The sequence below is a fragment of the Alteromonas lipotrueae genome, from assembly GCF_019249255.1.
In the GTDB taxonomy this organism is placed as follows: domain Bacteria; phylum Pseudomonadota; class Gammaproteobacteria; order Enterobacterales; family Alteromonadaceae; genus Alteromonas; species Alteromonas lipotrueae.
Genome location: NZ_JAESDJ010000005.1, coordinates 114,259 through 131,960 on the forward strand (window position 1 = coordinate 114,259; position 17,702 = coordinate 131,960).

General features: G+C 43.3%; 16 protein-coding genes and 1 tRNA gene. 10 read left to right on the forward strand and 7 right to left on the reverse strand.

Translation table 11 applies throughout. The features are described 5' to 3' along the window. The first annotated feature begins 44 nt into the window (after nucleotides 1-44). Complete coding sequence (locus KYS23_RS09010) at nucleotides 45-875, forward strand: class I SAM-dependent methyltransferase (protein ID WP_159531771.1); 831 nt, start codon at nucleotides 45-47, stop codon at nucleotides 873-875. A 413-nt stretch (nucleotides 876-1,288) separates the two neighbouring features. Here KYS23_RS09010 and metG read toward each other — a convergent pair whose 3' ends face one another. Further along, nucleotides 1,289-3,316: a methionine--tRNA ligase gene (gene metG, locus KYS23_RS09015; protein WP_218396646.1), complete on the reverse strand. Its 2,028-nt coding sequence runs from the start codon at nucleotides 3,314-3,316 to the stop codon at nucleotides 1,289-1,291. Nucleotides 3,317-3,422: 106 nt separating this feature from the next. Between metG and apbC the strand changes: the two genes are divergently transcribed. The 4 genes from apbC to KYS23_RS09035 all read left to right on the forward strand — a co-directional run bounded on the left by apbC (nucleotide 3,423) and on the right by KYS23_RS09035 (nucleotide 7,030). Further along, complete coding sequence (apbC, locus tag KYS23_RS09020) at nucleotides 3,423-4,595, forward strand: iron-sulfur cluster carrier protein ApbC (RefSeq protein ID WP_159531767.1); 1,173 nt, start codon at nucleotides 3,423-3,425, stop codon at nucleotides 4,593-4,595. A 146-nt stretch (nucleotides 4,596-4,741) separates the two neighbouring features. Further along, a complete protein-coding gene (dcd, locus tag KYS23_RS09025; protein WP_159531765.1) occupies nucleotides 4,742-5,338 on the forward strand; it encodes a dCTP deaminase in 597 nt (198 codons plus the stop codon). Between the two features lie 74 nt (nucleotides 5,339-5,412). Further along, nucleotides 5,413-6,822 carry an SLC13 family permease gene (locus KYS23_RS09030; protein ID WP_218418438.1) on the forward strand — a complete coding sequence of 470 codons (1,410 nt, stop codon included), beginning with the start codon at nucleotides 5,413-5,415 and terminating at the stop codon, nucleotides 6,820-6,822. Nucleotides 6,823-6,953: 131 nt separating this feature from the next. Then, nucleotides 6,954-7,030: transfer RNA gene (locus tag KYS23_RS09035), tRNA-Pro, on the forward strand. A gap of 101 nt (nucleotides 7,031-7,131) precedes the next feature. On the opposite strand, the gene KYS23_RS09040 is transcribed toward KYS23_RS09035, so the two are convergent. Next, on the reverse strand, nucleotides 7,132-7,617 hold the full coding sequence (locus KYS23_RS09040) for a hypothetical protein (protein ID WP_218396652.1): 486 nt from the start codon (nucleotides 7,615-7,617) through the stop codon (nucleotides 7,132-7,134). A 3-nt stretch (nucleotides 7,618-7,620) separates the two neighbouring features. Next, complete coding sequence (locus tag KYS23_RS09045) at nucleotides 7,621-7,953, reverse strand: PadR family transcriptional regulator (protein ID WP_218396654.1); 333 nt, start codon at nucleotides 7,951-7,953, stop codon at nucleotides 7,621-7,623. 280 nt (nucleotides 7,954-8,233) lie between these two features. Between KYS23_RS09045 and KYS23_RS09050 the strand changes: the two genes are divergently transcribed. The 3 genes from KYS23_RS09050 (at nucleotide 8,234) to KYS23_RS09060 (ending at nucleotide 10,222) form a co-directional block, all read left to right on the forward strand. Continuing rightward, nucleotides 8,234-9,178 (forward strand): SPFH domain-containing protein, encoded by a 945-nt coding sequence (locus tag KYS23_RS09050; protein WP_218396656.1) that lies wholly within the window; start codon nucleotides 8,234-8,236, stop codon nucleotides 9,176-9,178. A gap of 2 nt (nucleotides 9,179-9,180) precedes the next feature. Further along, on the forward strand, nucleotides 9,181-9,630 hold the full coding sequence (locus KYS23_RS09055; RefSeq protein WP_218396658.1) for an NfeD family protein: 450 nt from the start codon (nucleotides 9,181-9,183) through the stop codon (nucleotides 9,628-9,630). A gap of 454 nt (nucleotides 9,631-10,084) precedes the next feature. After that, nucleotides 10,085-10,222: a hypothetical protein gene (locus tag KYS23_RS09060; protein ID WP_167347523.1), complete on the forward strand. Its 138-nt coding sequence runs from the start codon at nucleotides 10,085-10,087 to the stop codon at nucleotides 10,220-10,222. A gap of 194 nt (nucleotides 10,223-10,416) precedes the next feature. Here KYS23_RS09060 and KYS23_RS09065 read toward each other — a convergent pair whose 3' ends face one another. The 4 genes from KYS23_RS09065 to KYS23_RS09080 form a co-directional block, all read right to left on the reverse strand. After that, nucleotides 10,417-11,919, reverse strand: coding sequence for a catalase (locus KYS23_RS09065; RefSeq protein WP_218418439.1), 1,503 nt, complete (start codon nucleotides 11,917-11,919; stop codon nucleotides 10,417-10,419). A gap of 188 nt (nucleotides 11,920-12,107) precedes the next feature. Beyond that, nucleotides 12,108-12,404 (reverse strand): hypothetical protein, encoded by a 297-nt coding sequence (locus KYS23_RS09070; protein WP_218396662.1) that lies wholly within the window; start codon nucleotides 12,402-12,404, stop codon nucleotides 12,108-12,110. Between the two features lie 88 nt (nucleotides 12,405-12,492). Continuing rightward, the gene (locus KYS23_RS09075) at nucleotides 12,493-14,007 is read right to left on the reverse strand and encodes a metallophosphoesterase family protein (protein WP_220100279.1); all 1,515 of its coding nucleotides are present in this window, start codon (nucleotides 14,005-14,007) and stop codon (nucleotides 12,493-12,495) included. Nucleotides 14,008-14,103: 96 nt separating this feature from the next. Beyond that, nucleotides 14,104-14,535 carry a hypothetical protein gene (locus tag KYS23_RS09080; protein ID WP_159531749.1) on the reverse strand — a complete coding sequence of 144 codons (432 nt, stop codon included), beginning with the start codon at nucleotides 14,533-14,535 and terminating at the stop codon, nucleotides 14,104-14,106. A gap of 563 nt (nucleotides 14,536-15,098) precedes the next feature. Here KYS23_RS09080 and KYS23_RS09085 point away from each other — a divergent pair. Further along, on the forward strand, nucleotides 15,099-15,638 hold the full coding sequence (locus KYS23_RS09085; protein ID WP_159531747.1) for a hypothetical protein: 540 nt from the start codon (nucleotides 15,099-15,101) through the stop codon (nucleotides 15,636-15,638). 3 nt (nucleotides 15,639-15,641) lie between these two features. Next, nucleotides 15,642-17,651 carry an alpha/beta hydrolase family protein gene (locus tag KYS23_RS09090; protein WP_159531745.1) on the forward strand — a complete coding sequence of 670 codons (2,010 nt, stop codon included), beginning with the start codon at nucleotides 15,642-15,644 and terminating at the stop codon, nucleotides 17,649-17,651. Nucleotides 17,652-17,702 lie beyond the last annotated feature (51 nt).

The window sequence follows — 17,702 nt, forward strand, 5'->3', positions numbered from 1 at the left end:
GAACTTGTTGTACACAGAGCAACCTTAAGGCACGCTTAGCATCTATGAGATCAGCATTTCGCTCCCAAGCACCCCGTTATCCTGAAGACTGGACCGACTTTCCAGCAGGAGAGCAAATTAAGCAAGCCATCACGCAAGTGTGCGACGACTACACCCAACGCATTTTTGGGTATCACTTCGTGAAACTCGGCAGTTTAAGTGCTCAAATTCCTTTGGTGAAAAGCCCAATACGTAACATTGTTAGCCAAGTGCCATTTAGTGCGATGCATTTAGAGCGTGATGAGATAAGTGAAAGTGCGAGTAATAGTGATGGGCGGATAGAAAGCGTTGATAGTTCAGCAAGCCCCAAAATAGTAGGACAGTCACATCAGCTGCCATTTTCTGAAAACAGCATAGATGGCTTTTTACTAGCCAATGAATTGGACTTTGCGCAAGACCCTCACGAAATTTTACGGGAAGTAGACAGAGTTATTACTCAAAGTGGTTACGTTATTATTAGCGGGTTCAACCCGCTGAGTTTAGCCGGCATCGCCAAGTACTTACCGGTCAAGCGCGACAATAAACTGCATGACGCTCGTTTTTTTACCTCATATCGCATTAAAGATTGGTTGCAGCTGTTGGGCTTTGAAATTGTAGAACAGCGCCAAATTATGTTTTCTACATTGTTTTTTGAACAGCGATGGGGTTACGCGAATAACATTCAGCAATACCTTTCCACTTATTTCCCATGGTGTAGTGCCGTTTACGTAATATTGGCCAGAAAGCGGGTAATGCCTATGACGGCTATTCGCCCGAAACTTCAACTAAAACGTCAGTTCTCTCCTGTTGGTGCCGCGAGCGCCAGAACCTCTTCCTATAATAAAGCCAAAAGCTGAGACACCCACAGTTTTAGTCTAAGCCGAAACATGGACACCCACGATATTTCTGGGTGCTTAAACGTGGACACCCACGTTAATTTGGAATATTAATCAGTGGATGTCCATTTTTTGATTGGGGTTAAAACATGGATGCCCACCTTTATCACCGATTTGACGAGAGCCAAAAACAAGACACCCACAATTCGCCTTGGCAATATAAAAGTGAGTGTCCGCAATAGAACTGGGGTTTTAAAAGTGGGTGTCCATGTTTTTAGTGGGCGTTAAAACATGGATGTCCACTTTTAAACTAGGCAGAGAAACAAGAAAATCTACATCATTTTCCCCACAAACAAAAAAGCCGCGTTGAGACTATCAACACGGCTTTCAAATTTTCTAGCGGTTCGTTTACCTAAAAAGTCAGCAACCCAATATTACTTAACGCGCATACCAGGCAATGCACCTTCGTGTGGCTCTAAGATATAAAGCTCATCACCCCCCGGGCCGGCAGCTAAAACCATGCCTTCAGACATACCAAAGCGCATCTTACGCGGTGCTAGGTTAGCCACCATTACGGTATGCTTTCCAATTAACGCTTCAGGTGAGTAGGCAGACTTAATACCGGCAAATACCTGCTTTGTTTCGCCGCCCAAATCTAGTTCTAAACGTAAAAGTTTATCGGCCTTTTCAACATGCTCAGCGTTGGCGATACGTGCAATACGTAAATCTACTTTAGCGAAGTCATCGAACGAGATTGTCTCGCTGATAGGATCTTTACCTAACGGGCTGTCTGGGCTAACCGCTGGCTTTGTTGGTTCTAGGTTTTCTTTTGAATCATCAACCATGGCGTCTACTTTCTCCATTTCTACACGTTGCATCATTGGCTTAAACTTGTTGATAGCGTGGCCCGTTAGCACGGTTTCAAGAGACGACCACGTAAACTCATCGTTCAAGAAGCCTTCCGCTTTTTCTGCCAATACTGGAAGCACAGGTTTTAAGTAAATGACCAACAGGCGGAACATATTAATACCCAACGAGCATACATCGTGAGTGAATTGCTGTTTGGTTTCGTCTTTAATAGTTACCCAAGGGGCGTTGGTATCAATGAACTGGTTGGCTTTATCGGCCAATGTCATGATTTCACGTATCGCTTGATGGTAACGACGGCGCTCGAATAAATCGGCAATAGTGTCGGCTGCATTTTGGAACTCGGCAATAAGCTCTGGCTCTAACACGTTGTCAGACAATTTGCCGTCAAAACGCTTAGTAATAAAGCTGGCACACCGGCTAGCAATGTTTACTACCTTACCTACTAAGTCTGAATTCACTTTTTGAGCGAAATCGGTAAAGTTTAAGTCGATATCTGTCACGCTATCGCCAAGCTTAGACGCAAAGTAATAACGTAAGTACTCTGGGTTTAAGTGGTCAAGATAAGTGCGCCCTTTAATAAAGGTGCCGCGAGACTTAGACATTTTCGCCCCATTCACCGTAACAAAACCGTGAATATTTACACCAGTAGGCTTACGGTAACCCGCACCTTCTAGCATCGCAGGCCAAAAAAGGCAGTGGAAGTAGGTAATGTCTTTACCAATAAAGTGGTAAAGCTCGGCGTCTGAATCGGCTTTCCAGAAATCGTCGAATTCCAAGTTATTTTGGTCGCAGAAGTTTTTAAAGCTGGCCATGTAGCCAACGGGGGCATCTACCCATACATAGAAAAACTTATTCGGGGCACCTGGAATTTCAAACCCAAAATAAGGGGCGTCGCGGCTAATATCCCACTGCTGCAAACCTTCGGTAAACCACTCTTGAAGCTTGTTGGCCATTTCTTCTTGCAGGGCACCCGAGCGGATCCAGCCTTTAAGCATGTCTTCAAACTTAGGAAGGTCGAAAAAGAAATGTTCAGATTCTTTCAATACTGGCGTAGCGCCAGATACCACACTGCGAGGGTTTTTAACCTCAGTAGGGCTGTAGGTTGCGCCGCACACATCACAGCTATCGCCGTTTTGATCTTCAGCACCACAGCTAGGGCAGGTACCCTTAACGAAGCGGTCTGGCAAAAACATTTCTTTTTGCGGATCGTATAATTGATTAATCGTACGCTTGCTAATGTAACCGGCGTTATCTAAACGAGTGTAAATTTCTTCACACAACGCCTTGTTTTCAGGCGAATGGGTTACATAGTAGTTGTCGTACTCTACGTGAAAATCGAGCAGGTCTTGGTGATGCTCTGCACGAGTTCTGGCCACCATTTCTTCTGGTGTAATACCCAGTTCCTGCGCTTTAAGCATAACAGGTGTACCGTGTGCATCATCGGCACAAACACTGTAACATTCGTTTCCACGCAGACGCTGAAACCGTGTCCAGATATCGGTTTGAATGTGTTCAAGCAAGTGGCCTAAGTGAATAGAGCCATTGGCGTAGGGCAACGCACTGGTTACCAGAATGCGGCGATTTTCAGACATAATAACGTATAGATTCTTCGCGTTTCAAAATGGCTGCAAATACTAGCGGAAATCCGCGTTTTTTGCATTACGAAATTCACAAAATACCCCGTAGACAGGATAATTTATGTTCTTTTCCCGTAAAGCTAAGCCACTCATAGACAGAGTTGCGGCTATTTTAGCCAGCTATTTCAGTATTGAAGCCGACATTACCGCACAATGGTGTGCAGATAAGTTAGGTTCAGATCAAGCCATTGGTGACAAAAAAGCTGGTAGCGAAAAAGCTGACAACAAGAAAGCTGATCACGAAACTCCTTCCAACACATTCACCATCAACTTACCGTTTTGTTATAAAACTCAGCAAGCAACAATTAAAGCTTACGTGCTAGAAGCACTAAAAGGCGAGCTTTCCGAGCAGCAACTCATCGTTAGCCAAAACATAGCGTCGGGCGAAACTAAAAACACTGCCGTAAATAATATTAAAAATATTATTGCCGTGGCATCAGGCAAAGGCGGGGTAGGGAAGTCGACCACAAGTATTAATTTGGCCTTTGCACTTATGCAAGAAGGGGCAAGTGTAGGCATTTTAGATGCTGACATTTACGGCCCATCTGTGCCTATTATGTTGGGCAATACGGATGCACACCCTCATAGTAGTGATAACAAACACATGCAGCCGTTAAGCGCCCATGGATTGGTGGCAAACTCTATCGGCTACCTAGTGCCACAAGAAGACGCAGCAGTATGGCGCGGCCCAATGGCGAGTAGGGCATTAAAACAGCTTATTGACGAAACCTTGTGGCCAGTGCTCGACTACTTAATTGTAGACATGCCACCGGGTACTGGCGACATTCAGCTTACTATGGCACAACAAGTGCCGCTAACTGCTGCGGTAGTAGTAACCACACCCCAAGACTTAGCTTTAGCCGATGCCCAAAAAGGCATTAGCATGTTCGAAAAAGTGAGTGTGCCAGTATTGGGGCTAGTTGAAAACATGAGTTATTACCAATGTCGCGCCTGTGGCACCAAAGACTATGTGTTTTCAAAAGATGGCGGCGAAATCTTAGCTGAGCGACATGGCTTGCCACTACTAGGCCAATTACCACTCGATATCACCGTGCGCGAACACGCCGATGCGGGTACGCCACTGTTGGTAAGTGCACCTGAGAGCCCATTAAGTGAAAGCTACCGCGAAGCCGCTAGAGCGTTGTCGATGCAATTAGCGTTAACCGTTGTGCCCAGAACGCAGCAAAGCAAGCATATTAAAGGCGACCCCATTGGCGTTAACAGTAAGCTGTAAATGATAAATTTAAACAGAAATTAGTCACTTTTAACCGTCTCAGTTATTAATTTTGGTATTTAAAGTAAATAGAGCTTATAGCCAGTTGATTGGCGAGTGCTACATACGCATAATACCGCACACTTTATAGTAAGGACTTACCGCTTATGCGCCTTTGCGATCGCGATATATACAAACATTTAAAAGCTGGGAAAATAAAAATAGACCCAACCCCCGACTACGAAGAAATTAGTGGGGTGACGGTAGATATTCGCCTAGGTAATAAATTTCGCGTATTTGAAGATCATCAAGCACCTTACATCGATTTAAGTGGCCCTAAAGCGCAGGTACAAGAAGCGCTAGACCATGTAATGAGTGACGAAATTGAATTACCTGAAGGTAAAGCATTTTTCTTGCACCCAGGCGAGCTTGCACTGGCAATCACTCATGAATCTGTGACGTTGCCAGATTATATTGTAGGCTGGTTAGATGGGCGCTCATCGCTAGCAAGATTAGGCCTGATGGTACATGTAACCGCGCACAGAATCGATCCAGGTTGGTCGGGTAATATTGTGCTGGAATTCTATAACAGCGGAAAACTGCCTTTAGCCCTTCGCCCAAAAATGAAAATTGGTGCGTTAAGCTTTGAAGTGTTATCGAACCCCGCCGAAAAGCCATACAATGCCCGCGTAGATGCAAAATACAAAGGGCAAGACGGTGCCGTGGCCAGCCGTATATCGTCAGACGATAAAAACAGCGCCTGAATTCTACAGCGAATAAATTCTATAAAGCAAAGCATGTAACAAAACATGAAATAAAGTATAAATAAGGATGCGCAATGAGTGCCGATAAGCCGTTCGACAAAAGCTCGTTTATTATTCTTGTTGCCCTTATTACTTCACTAGCGCTTGGCTCAGGTATTTATTTTTCAAATATAAGCGCTGATATTGCCCTTACCGCAGGCATTACCTTGTTTGTGGCTATATTATGGGTGACGGAAGCACTGCCCATACCAGCCACTTCACTTATCCCGTTTGCACTATTTCCTCTTGCCGGTGTATTGACCCATACCGAAGCGGCTTCATCGCTAGGTAGCCACGTTATTATCTTGCTAATGGCGGCGTTCATGCTATCGAAAGGGTTAGAGAAAGCTAACCTGCATCAACGGTTCGCTATTTATATGCTACGAGTCACCGGGGCGGGAAGCCCGCTAAAGCTAATATTAAGTTTTATGCTGACCACCGCTATTTTAAGTATGTGGATAAGTAATACCGCCACCATTTTAATGATGCTACCTATGGCCATGGCCATTATTAATGCTATGGAAAACCCACGATTTGGTGTAGCCCTTATTTTAGGTATTGCTTATGCCGCAAGTCTAGGCGGCGTGGGCACGCCCATTGGCACGCCGCCCAATATTATTTTTATGAGCGTTTATGAAGAAACGCAAGGGCATGAATACAGCTTTATTGAGTGGATGAAAACTGGGGTGCCCATTGTACTGGTCTCTATTCCGCTAATGGCGTTGTGGCTAGCACGGGGATTGACGCAAGTGGGTAACATTGCTTTACCTCAACCAGGCAAATGGACAGTGGCCGAAAAGCGCGTTTTGGCGATATTCGGCACCGTCGCCATGGCATGGGTATTCAGGCCGTTCTGGAGTGCGTGGTTAGGTATTACCACTATTAGCGATAGCACCATTGCGGTAGCCGGTGTTGTGGCCATGTTTATGACCAATAACGGTGAAACAACGCCTGCCACTGAAACGCGCAAAGGCCAACACGACAAATTACTCGACTGGAAAACCGCCAATAATATTCCTTGGGGCATGTTGTTATTGTTCGCTGGTGGTATTTGTATTGCTAAAGCGTTTAGATCATCGGGCTTGAGCGTGCTAATGGGGGAGTGGCTTACCGGGCTTTCAACCCTACCGGTAATTTTCCTTATTCTGGGTATCTGTTTATTTGTAACCTTCTTGACCGAAATTACATCGAATACCGCCACAGCCACACTACTTATGCCAATATTAGCGGCAGCAGGCTTTGCGGTAGGTGTAGATCCTAAACTACTAATGATACCCGCCGCTATTAGCGCTAGTTGTGCGTTTATGCTGCCAGTAGCTACCGCGCCAAACGCAATTGCTTATTCCACCGAGAAGTTTGATATAAAAACCATGGCACGAGAGGGCATAGTGCTTAACGTAATTGTTGCCTTAGTGGTAACAGGTGTGTGTTATTTAACGTTATAAAAACGGCGTTGTGCACCGGAATTTGCAGTTTTATATTACAAACTGATTAGCAATTAAGCGCTTAACCAAGGATTTGTGTAATTGTCGTTGCATTGTGACTAAAAATAAGTAGACTTATCGGCTCTTTCGGTCGGTGTGTGGCGCAGCTTGGTAGCGCACTGTCATGGGGTGTCAGGGGTCGGAGGTTCAAATCCTCTCACACCGACCAACTTCTCTGCTCCCCGCAGTATACATGACCAAATCATATCTATTTATTCAAGTACACCAAAATCACGTTAAGTCCACGCCAGAACCAATTGTCCTAAAGAATTAAGACATTTTTCGTTCAACGAAGCGCTTTAAACAAGCCCATTCTTTTTTTGCTGAAGCCTTAGTACCATCAAGAGTCATGAAGCTGGCAAACCAACCTAGTGTTAAAATCATCAGTACAGCTCCATTCGTGTCTTTATCATCAACAACTAAAGCCATAGCAAGCATTACGCTGGCCCATATTATCGCATGACCGAGCACTAATGGTGAATCTGACGAGGAATTGCCTTCAATTTTATTTATTACTCGACATATTCTTTGAATAATTTTGGCTCGGCCAGAAGACGCCCCCATCTCTGCTTCGGGGTAGCCCAATTCACTGGTCGCTTTTTCGAAAGCGAGCTGTTCATTGGTACCTGAATTTACATCTTGTTCGATAATGCAATATAAGTGGTCTTTCAATTCATCAACTTTATCTGCATCCCAAATGTTGTGAGAGACAACCTTATTACACCAATTCTCAACAGCGTTATCGAGATCAAACATGCGTTATTCTCCTTTAAAAGACATAAGTAAAGTGTATAGCTGATGCCACTGCTCTTGCATCTTAATTAATTCTTTGCGGCCTTCATCCTGCAAGGTGTAATACTTTCGCTTTCTACCCGTGTCGGCCTTACCCCAATAGGATTCAATGAAGTCGTTTTTCTCCATGCGATGTAAAATGGGATATAGCATTCCATCTGCCCATTCAAGCAAACCGTTTGAATGCTCTTTTACCTGCTGAATAATTTCGTAACCATAACTGTCACCATTCTTCAAAATAGAGAGTATTAACGGCGTTGCCGAAGCCGCGACTAAGTCTTTTGCAATTATTGAAGCCATAGCGTCTCTTTGCATAGGAGTGTTAGGTATAACTTACATAATACTTCTATGTATGGCAATGGTTGTTTTTTGAGCGGGAGCTAAGCTGTTAAAACGCAGGAGAAAATAGCTGTGTTAAGTAAGTATGTATTTGATTACCCGCTAGCGGTGGGTGTCCAATGATTGCCGCGCTCACTAGTCAATTGAAACGTTCCCTCACAATTTAACTGCTTTTAGTGTTTAATTATTGTGATATAAACACTAATTGAAGCCATTGTATTAATCGTTCAGGAGTACGTAAATGGAATTAGACACCTTACTAGGATACGTTTTTTCGTATCAAATCATCTTACTTGTGCTAATTGTTATTACCCTTAAATCGTCAATAAAATTTGTACCTCAAAACCGTGCGTACATCATTGAGCGCTTTGGTAAATACAACACCACCTTGGAAGCCGGCCTTAACTTTATTGTTCCGTTTATTGATAAGGTTGCTGCAAACCGCTCTTTAAAAGAGCAGGCGGGCGACGTTCCAGAGCAATCTGCCATCACTAAAGACAACATCACTCTAAGTGTTGATGGTGTGTTGTATTTCAAAGTGGTAGACCCTTACAAAGCCACTTACGGTGTGGAAGATTATACGTTTGCGGTAACGCAGTTGGCGCAAACCACCATGCGCTCTGAACTTGGAAAAATGGAATTGGACAAAACCTTCGAAGAGCGAGACTTATTGAATACTAATATTGTGTCTGCGCTTAACGAAGCCGCTGCGCCATGGGGCGTTCAGGTATTGCGTTACGAGCTAAAAGATATTAACCCACCGAATTCAGTGCTAGATGCGATGGAACAGCAAATGAAGGCGGAACGATTAAAACGCGCCCAGATTTTAGAATCTGAAGGTGATCGTCAAGCAGCGATTAACCGCGCCGAAGGTGATAAGCAAGCCATCGTTCTTGCCGCTGAAGCCGATAGAGAAGAGCAAATACTAAAAGCTGACGGTGAAGCGCAAGCGATTATTCGTGTTGCTCAAGCAGATGCAGAAGCCATTGAAACCGTGGGTAAAGCGGCCGCAACCCAAGAGGGTCAAAAAGCGGTGCAGCTTGAGCTGGCGAAAGGCGCTATTCAGGCGAAAGAGAAAATTGCAAAAGAGTCTTCCATTGTGTTGCTGCCTGAAAGTGGAACAGAAATAGGTAATGTTGTGGCGCAAGCAATGACGATTGCGAACACAATAGGTAAGAAGGCGTAGCCATGGACAATATGTTTACCAACTTACCGCATTTTTTAATTGGCATAGGCTTATTGTTGCTAATTATCGAAGTATTAATGGGTTTCACCACAATACTTCTGTTGACGTTGGGCATCGCAATGATGCTGGTGTCAGGTCTTATGTATATTAGAATACTTGATGAGGCGTTGTTAGATGCGTTTATTGCCATTGCGATTATTGATGCAATCCTTACATTAGTGCTCTGGCGTCCATTGAAGCTACTTCAAAAAGATCGCGCTCCTAAAGAGGTAAAGTCAGACTGGATAGGAACACAGTTCGATTTAGAAAGTGACGTGGCTCCTGGGGCGCCCGGTACCGCGCGATTTTCTGGCGTGGTATGGACAGTTAAATCTTCATCGGCCATAAAAAAGGGCGCAACGGCAGAAGTGGTGAAAGTGGAAGTAGGCGTTCTACACGTTCAGCCGGTTTAACAAAAAACCAAAAGGGTCAGAGTTAATTCACCATTTCAAAGTACTCTGATCCTCTTATCCCTTTACCGTTTTCCTCCTTCACGCTTTCCCTCTCATCAAATACTGGCGGTGGGTATCCACAAAATCTCCAATTTGATTGTAGCTCGCTGTGGGTGTCCATAAAGTTAGATGTCCGTAAAATTATTGTGGGTGTCCACAAATCCCCTCTCAAATTTTAACTCGATTTCCACATCTTTATTTGCGAGTTTGGTGTAAAATACGGTTATCACACATGAGGTGTTGTTCTAGCTTATTTGTGCGAAGGCATCTGAGTATATCTAAGTATAAAGGGTGCGCTTATTTCTGATCTTTCCATCTTTTTTGAACGGTGCCGGAAGTTGAACCGCTACACATCTATTCACGTTGAAAGCTAGAACCGCTGTAATATTGAACATACAAAACATGAGATTTATAAATGACAAAATTTGATGACAGAGTTAAAGAAATAGTGGCTAAACACCCTAACTTAACGCAAGAAGAAGCGATTAAAATTGTAACCGACAAGAACGAGCGAAAGAAAAAGAAAAGAGCGGAACGTTCTGATAAGAAATAGCCCGTTTAAAACCTAGCGATAAAAGTGGGTGTCATAGCTATAAAATATTAGGCATTGTGTAGTTCAACTCCCACGCATCTTTAAGTTTCGTTCTTATCTAATTTGAATATCAATAAAAAGCCCCAAACACTTCGTGTTTGGGGCTTTTGTGTAGCTATTTAAAATAACGTTAATTCAAACGTTACCGATTGAAATTAGTTATCTTCAATCGGCGTATTTTCGGTGATAGGCACAGTATTAACGTCGGTATCCAAGGTTTCTACCGCGTGCTTCACACCCGCAGCATAATCTGGATGTACTTTTTCTAACACGGCATACCAGCGCTCTTTTACGCTATCTGAGCATGGGCCCATCGCCGCCGCGTAGTTTTTATACATACGCTCTTTTTGTGCGTCATCGAACATCTCATAAAGTTTACGAGGTTGAACGTAATCAACATCCGCATCTTCTTGATGATATCTATCTGCATCACCGTCAATACGAAGTGGTGGCTCTTTGACTGAGAAATCTGCCACAGGGCCTTCGTGTTGATTTGGTTCGTAATACGCATCTGGATTGCCAAAATCATTGGTAAAGAAGCGCATTGCACCGTCTTTATGATAGTGGTTCACCTTGCTGTTTTTAGGCGCGTTAGCGGGTAACGCTTCATAATGCGTACCTAAACGGTATCTGTGTGCATCAGCATACGAAAAGATACGAGCTTGCAACATTTTGTCAGGGCTGAAACCAATGCCAGGTACAACGTTGGATGGGCTGAATGCCGCATTTTCAATCATTTGGAAATAGTTTTCAGGGTTTTGATTCATTTCCAGCTCGCCTACTTGAATAAGCGGGTAATCATCATGCGGCCACACTTTCGTTAAGTCGAAAGGGCTAAAAGCTTGCTTACCCGCATCTTCTTCAGGCATAGCCTGAATGTACATGGTCCATTTAGGGAAGTTCCCTTCATCTATGGCGCTATACAGTTCTTCTTGATATTTCTCACGGGTACTACCAATAATTTGCTCAGAGGTTTCATTGGTGTAATTCTTAATGCCTTGCTGTGTTTTGAAATGGAATTTCACCCAATGGCGTTTGCCGTCTTTGTTCCACATGCTGAAAGTATGGCTTCCATAACCATTCATATGCATAGGCGATACGGGTATACCTCTATCAGACATCAGAATAGTCACTTGGTGTACACTTTCTGGCTGGCCTGCCCAGAAGTCAAACATCGCTTCTGGAGAGCGAAGGTTGGTTTTCGGGTGGCGTTTTTGGGTGCGAATAAAATCAGGGAATTTGTAGCCATCACGAACGAAGAACACCGGGGTATTGTTACCTACCATGTCCCAGTTGCCTTGTTCGGTATAAAACTTCAGGCTGAAACCACGCACATCGCGCTCGGTGTCAGCCGCGCCAGATTCGCCTGCTACGGTTGACCACCTGCTTAGCACTTCAGTTTGCTTGCCTACATGTGAAAAAATATCAGCGCAAGAATAGTCAGTAATATCATGGGTAACCGTGAAAGTACCTTGAGCTCCCCAGCCTTTAGCGTGAACAACGCGCTCTGGAATACGCTCTCGGTTTTGGTGAGCTAGTTTTTCTAGCAATTGATAATCTTGAAGAAGAGCGGGGCCGCGTGCTCCTGCCGTTTTAGTTGTTTCATTACTCGCAACTGGCGCACCAGCTGACGTTGTTAGTTGGGGTTTTTTAGCCATTGTAAATATCCTTCAGGGCTTTGAATAAAGCCAGTTTCCGTTGCAATCATGGTCGCTCGACCGTGGGCTTATTATTGCTACGGCACAATGCGTGAAAGAGTTTAGAAATGATTACGCAGGTGAAAGAATAAAATCAGAAGCGGGTGGGGAAGTTTACTTACTCTTTGTTCATTGACGGCTCTATAAGGTTAACAATCTGCCTCTACAATAGATGTCAGTATGGTATTAATAATATCTGGAAGTGGTTCACCGATAACTTGCTCGGCAGCTAACGACACTTTGTAATTGGCACTTTGCCCCTGCATAACCAGGGCTGCATTTATATCGTCAGATAAATAGGGCTGTACAAGAGTTTGAACGTCCGACCAAGCGATATCTTTACATTCCACGACAACCTTGTGTGATTGTCGTGCTTGCTTGGGGTCAAAAGCGTAGCTGTTTACTGAAAGTGCCGTCAGTATTAATGCAAATGCAACGTACTTCATTGCTGGTGCCTTATAAAGGTAATTAGGAGCGTAGTGAAAAGTTACACTATTGCGGCAAGCAATAGCCAGTAGTAATAACGTTTTTTGTTCAGTTTAAGGCAATCGTAAAAGGCGCTTTAAATTGGGGTTTTGGCTTCCCGTCTGCATCCGTTTTCCTAATTAACCATGCTTGAACAGTCATGTTCACTTTGCCGTCTATTTTGTTAAAACCAATTGTCATCATGTGTTCATTCGTTTTCTCCCGCCAGTAAGAAGAAAACCATCGGCCTTTCGTTGTGGTGAGTTTGTATGGCTTATCATAATAGTCAACGTCACTTTCTGGCCAATTTACATCTAGCTTGGCTTTCGGGTCGGGAAATTTCTCGGGGCAATAGCTTGGCTTAGATGAGGCAACAGAGTTTACCCCAGTAAGGTTCGATGTTGGCGATGCAACGACTTCAATGAGTTTAATGCCCTGTGTACCAATATCTACCGAGCATATACGGCCAAAGTGCACATCGCCCGCCAGTACAACAATGTCATGGCTGGCAGTAGCAAGGGCATTTAAAAGCGCGGTGTATTGTTTTTTAAAGCTTAGTAAATTTCGTTCTAGTTTATTTTCTTGGGTGACTAAAACCTGTGGAATGACCAATACCCCAGGCATTGTAAGCGTGGTTATCCATTCAATGAGCTCAGCAAATCCCGCTTTGTTGATAAACTGGGTTTTTGACCGTGAAGAGCGTAAATCGGCGATGCAAAAAGACAAATCGTTACCAATGGTGAAGGTTTCAACCAGCGCTTTCGTTTGCTGAATGCGCTTAACACCATCTTCAGATGCGCCTTTCCACGCAGCGCGAATTTTAGGAATTCTCAACATGTATAGGGTAGGTACTATGCCATCATAAAACGGGTAATCATTCCAATATTCGTGGTCGTCCGGTAGCATCCAAGTGCCGCCACGAGAAAGCATGCTTCCTAGTGCTTGCCAATGCTTGGCGTAGTCATCGGCAATTCTAAGTCTTACTTCGTTGGTTAGCGGGGAAAGAGAGTCAGCGCCAATATCTAAGTAAACTTGGTCGCCTACCATGAACTTTATGTCGGGTTTAAACACCTTGTCATTGTTTGCGTACAGTGTTTTGAAAGCTTGGGCAGTTTGACCATAGTCTTTGTGTTCATAGAAGCAGCTGCTTAAAGAAACCGTAAAAGCGTTTGTCTCGCTGGTGGGAAGTGCTAAAGGTAAGGTACTGAAATAAGCCGTTTTTAACAGAAGCCAATCGCCTGCGTAATCCAGTGCATCGTCTTCTAATTGTTGAAAAAGAACTATTTTATATTCTTGATTTGACTGCAAGTTATCCAGCGTTAAAAGCGTATAAAATCGCTTGCTGACACGGCGAAAAGGGCGTTGCCATTGGTCTAGGGTAATATCTACTCGGCTTATTTCGGTATTATTTATATATACAATTATACGGCTAAGCGCCGGTTTTCTTAAATAAGGGAATAAAGTGCCCGTCCAAATTTCAGCACTGTGTTCAGAAACCTTATGAGGCACTAGGCTCCAAACCGATGTGTCTGAAAAAAGATCGGGGATCTCGTTCTCAATACTGCTCCGATTGACTATTTCCATATGAAGCCCACGTGAGTTAGTGGTAAATTGACAGTAATGGGTTAGTGTCGTTGTCGTGTTAACACCTCGATTACGGCTTTGGGTTATACGTGCAATCTAGTCATCCATTTGTTCTCTTATTTCTGCCGACTTTTTGGCCTTGGCGTAAAAGCTGAATTTTTCTCTTAGCTCGGGATGCTCCATGATTAGTTGCTCCATGTGAGCATTTGCGGCTTCTTTAGTGTTGGTAGTTAAAAAAAGTATATCGTCAGAATTTGGCGCGCTGCTCAATCTGATTGAGCCATTATTCGTACTGCCATTATTGATATCGTTTTGCGTTCGATTGAACATTGCGTGCTTGAAGAACATGGGTTCACATACATTTCGCTTGATGTTCGAACCAATTGGTTTTTCTGCTCTGCAAACCATTCTAAATTTTTCAATTGTATTAAGTTGATTAAATAAGTCGTAGAAATCAACTTTAGCCTGTTCAGCTATTTGGCCCCACTTTGCTGCAGAAAATTGACCTATAATTTGAATAACTTCCATGTCTTCTTGGCTGCTTGTTTGTGTGTTTTTAGCCGAGGCTACGTGTGAAAGTAAAACAAGGGGGATTATTAACATCATCCTAATTTTCATTAATATTCTCTCGTCAAATATGTTTTTTTCAATTTGTTGTGAATAGAATAAAGGTTAAATGTTTGTTCGAATTTTGTTCAATTTAAAACGTAGCAAACTTTCTCTGATTTAACAATATGCTGTTGGGGCGGTGAACAGGGAAAAGGAAATTGCCTGTCGCCAAGCTTGTGGCCTGTCGCAAAGCCAAGAGTGTGATCGCGAACAATTTCCAAACATTTTACTGCGAGTTAATAAGCTTGAAAGGCCGATTAAACTATTCGTTAAGGTAATGATGTGCAATTGAAATTGGGTTATACAGATACGAGTGAATTAACGTTAAACGTCGTGCTTGATAGTCGTGTAGACGAAAGTATAGTGCCTAAACATGCGCGGGGCTGAAATTTAATTTTCCACAAAACGCCGTTGATAATCCTTCTCTGGTTGAGTAAAGTGTCTGGCAAAATAATTACAAAAAAATCAAAGGAATGAACTGCGTGAAAGCTGTATTAATAGCAATATTTGCCTTATTTTCGGCTGAGGTATTTTCAGAAATAGAACCCCTTGGACCTGATGAAGGATACGTTGCCATTGCACTGTATTCTAAGGGCTATTCAGAAAGCATTGTTTTAAAAGGCAGCGGCTTCGGGAACAAACTTACTTTTGGGCCGTTAAATTACTCCCAACATATCGAAGTCATAAAAATGCCAGCCGGTACGTATTCGTGGACCGAAGTATACGAACGTACGGGTTCCAGAAAAAAAGGTAACTTACTAAAAGTTTATTACGATTTATCTGACGATAATTTGACCTTTTCCGTTAAGCCTGGCGTGTTGAACTACACAGGCTTATTGATGATTGAAAAGTTGGGTAGCCGACTTCAGGTACGACAGCTAAATAGAGCGTCAATTATCCTCAAAATTCTAGAGCAAGATCACCCTGGTTACATAGGGAGTTTCGATGTAGTAAACGGTCTTTATCCAAACGATCACTATATCGACTTTTATCTCACTCATGCATTAAAAGAGGGGGAGTAATATATGTCACATCTTAAAATTATACTTTTGGTAATGTTTTCAAGCTTAGTGTTTATTTGTGCTCCTGTTCAGGCTGTAGATAAGGAAGCCAATGGTGAAGATATAAGCGACTTTTTCAAAGCATCTAAGTACAAGTTATTTTCCATAAACCCTTCAGGCACCGCCGTGGCATTTATCGAGCCTAAAGCAGCCACTTACGACCTTATTATTTATGATTTGAAACGGGGCACTATGGACGACCCAATAACGTTCGAGCGCCAGCAACTTCAAGTACAGCACCAAAACAAGATAATGAGTTGGGAAACTCATTATAATAAAATTCATGAATTAAAGTGGCTCTCAGATAGCTTTCTTTCACTTAAGCAACATTCTAACGGCCGTTTTCACCGTTATGTGCTCGTTGAGTTCGCAGATAGAAGTCAGCAGCCTAATCCGGCTTTTAGACTTTCTTATATTTCGCAGGAAGGTTATTGGGTAGATACATTACCTAATCAGGCACACAAGGCTATTTTCGCCCGTTATGAATACTCTGATGATTACGATTATTACATCAACTTATTTAAGCTAGACCTCACTAAAAAGATTTCTGAGTCTAATTTTCGTAGAAAGCTACGACTCAATAAAACGGGGCCAAAACTGCACAACTGGGTGTTCGACAGCAAAGGTTGGCGATTGGCTGGAACCAGAACCGTTGATGAAGTCACTGAACTGTTTGCAAGAACGGGAAGCAAACCCAAGAAATACCGTTACAAAGCAGTGTGGAAGAGCAATGAAGGCGATGTTTTAAAAGTCGTTGGCGGTAATGCAGACAAATTGCTTTTACTCACCAATCACAACAGCGATAAAATCAATTTACGTGCCTTCGATATTGAATCTCAACAGTTTACTGAGGTTGTTTTTGAGCACCCCTCTTACGATTTAACTGCTGCCATTAGGCACCCTGAGACGAAAGATATCATCGGTGTATCTTTTATTGAAAAAGGCATGGCGAAGCAGGTCTATTTTTCTGATGGCTACAACGCGCTAACATCTCGGCTTAGTAAATCAAGTCAAACGGAGGGGGTTTATGCGGTAGATATGGATAAGTCGGGGAACAATATTATTTTCGTGGCTGACGACAGCGCAAATCCTGGGCAAACCTATTACTACAACCGCACCACTGACAGTTTTAGCCACCTTATTGATTTGTACCCTTGGCTTGCCAAAAAGTCCCTCAGTAAAACAAAGCTATTGCGCTTAGAAGCTGAAGACGGAGTATCGCTAGAAGCATTCCTAACCCTTCCAAATAGCGAAAACCCTCCATTGGTGGTTATTCCCCATGGTGGCCCCATAGGCGTGAGTGACTCGCGTCATTATTCAGGTAACATACAAGTGTTGGTTGATGCAGGCTTTGCTACACTTCAGGTTAACTACAGAGGCTCTTCAGGGTATGGAAAGGCCTTTAAGCAACAGGGGCTTCAGCAATGGGGGCGCCTTATTGAAGATGATATTGAGCAAGCTCTCGCTTACACCAAAGAAAATTACGAGGTAAACCCAAACCAGGTCTGTATTGTAGGGGGCAGCTATGGCGGCTACTCAGCCTTGTACAGTGTTATTCGTTCCCCGCAGCTTTATAAGTGTGCAGCGTCTTTCGCAGGGGTTACTGATCTCGCTTTGCGATTCCAACGAAGTGATGCCAAAAGCGATGACATGATGCGGGCACTTACAGAAATAATGGGTGATCCCAAAACTCAGCAAGATGAGCTATTTAAATATTCACCATTGTATCAATTCAAAGATATAACAAAGCCCGTTTTTATTGCCCATGGTACAGACGACAATACGGTTGATATTGAGCATTCTTATCGATTACATTTTGCGTTAAAAGACCATGGTATAAAACACGATTGGATGGTGATGGATGACGTGGGCCACGGCTTTATAAATCCTGATGATGCGGGGTTGTATTACAATGCACTCATTGAGTTTCTTAATACGCATCTTGAAGAAGAACAAACCAATATTAATCACTAAGCATCTACCCGAGCTTGAGCACGGGTTATCGTTATCAAGATAACCCGTGTT

Bases quoted from the DNA above. Each gene is read 5' to 3' on its own strand.
- metG (WP_218396646.1), bottom strand. From the start codon at position 3,316: ATGTCTGAAAATCGCCGCATTCTGGTAACCAGTGCGTTGCCCTACGCC.
- KYS23_RS09090 (WP_159531745.1), top strand. From the start codon at position 15,642: ATGTCACATCTTAAAATTATACTTTTGGTAATGTTTTCAAGCTTAGTG.
- KYS23_RS09030 (WP_218418438.1), top strand. From the start codon at position 5,413: ATGAGTGCCGATAAGCCGTTCGACAAAAGCTCGTTTATTATTCTTGTT.
- KYS23_RS09065 (WP_218418439.1), bottom strand. From the start codon at position 11,919: ATGGCTAAAAAACCCCAACTAACAACGTCAGCTGGTGCGCCAGTTGCG.
- KYS23_RS09060 (WP_167347523.1), top strand. From the start codon at position 10,085: ATGACAAAATTTGATGACAGAGTTAAAGAAATAGTGGCTAAACACCCT.
- KYS23_RS09080 (WP_159531749.1), bottom strand. From the start codon at position 14,535: ATGGAAGTTATTCAAATTATAGGTCAATTTTCTGCAGCAAAGTGGGGC.
- KYS23_RS09010 (WP_159531771.1), top strand. From the start codon at position 45: ATGAGATCAGCATTTCGCTCCCAAGCACCCCGTTATCCTGAAGACTGG.
- KYS23_RS09055 (WP_218396658.1), top strand. From the start codon at position 9,181: ATGGACAATATGTTTACCAACTTACCGCATTTTTTAATTGGCATAGGC.
- dcd (WP_159531765.1), top strand. From the start codon at position 4,742: ATGCGCCTTTGCGATCGCGATATATACAAACATTTAAAAGCTGGGAAA.
- KYS23_RS09045 (WP_218396654.1), bottom strand. From the start codon at position 7,953: ATGGCTTCAATAATTGCAAAAGACTTAGTCGCGGCTTCGGCAACGCCG.
- apbC (WP_159531767.1), top strand. From the start codon at position 3,423: ATGTTCTTTTCCCGTAAAGCTAAGCCACTCATAGACAGAGTTGCGGCT.
- KYS23_RS09040 (WP_218396652.1), bottom strand. From the start codon at position 7,617: ATGTTTGATCTCGATAACGCTGTTGAGAATTGGTGTAATAAGGTTGTC.
- KYS23_RS09075 (WP_220100279.1), bottom strand. From the start codon at position 14,007: ATGGAAATAGTCAATCGGAGCAGTATTGAGAACGAGATCCCCGATCTT.
- KYS23_RS09070 (WP_218396662.1), bottom strand. From the start codon at position 12,404: ATGAAGTACGTTGCATTTGCATTAATACTGACGGCACTTTCAGTAAAC.
- KYS23_RS09050 (WP_218396656.1), top strand. From the start codon at position 8,234: ATGGAATTAGACACCTTACTAGGATACGTTTTTTCGTATCAAATCATC.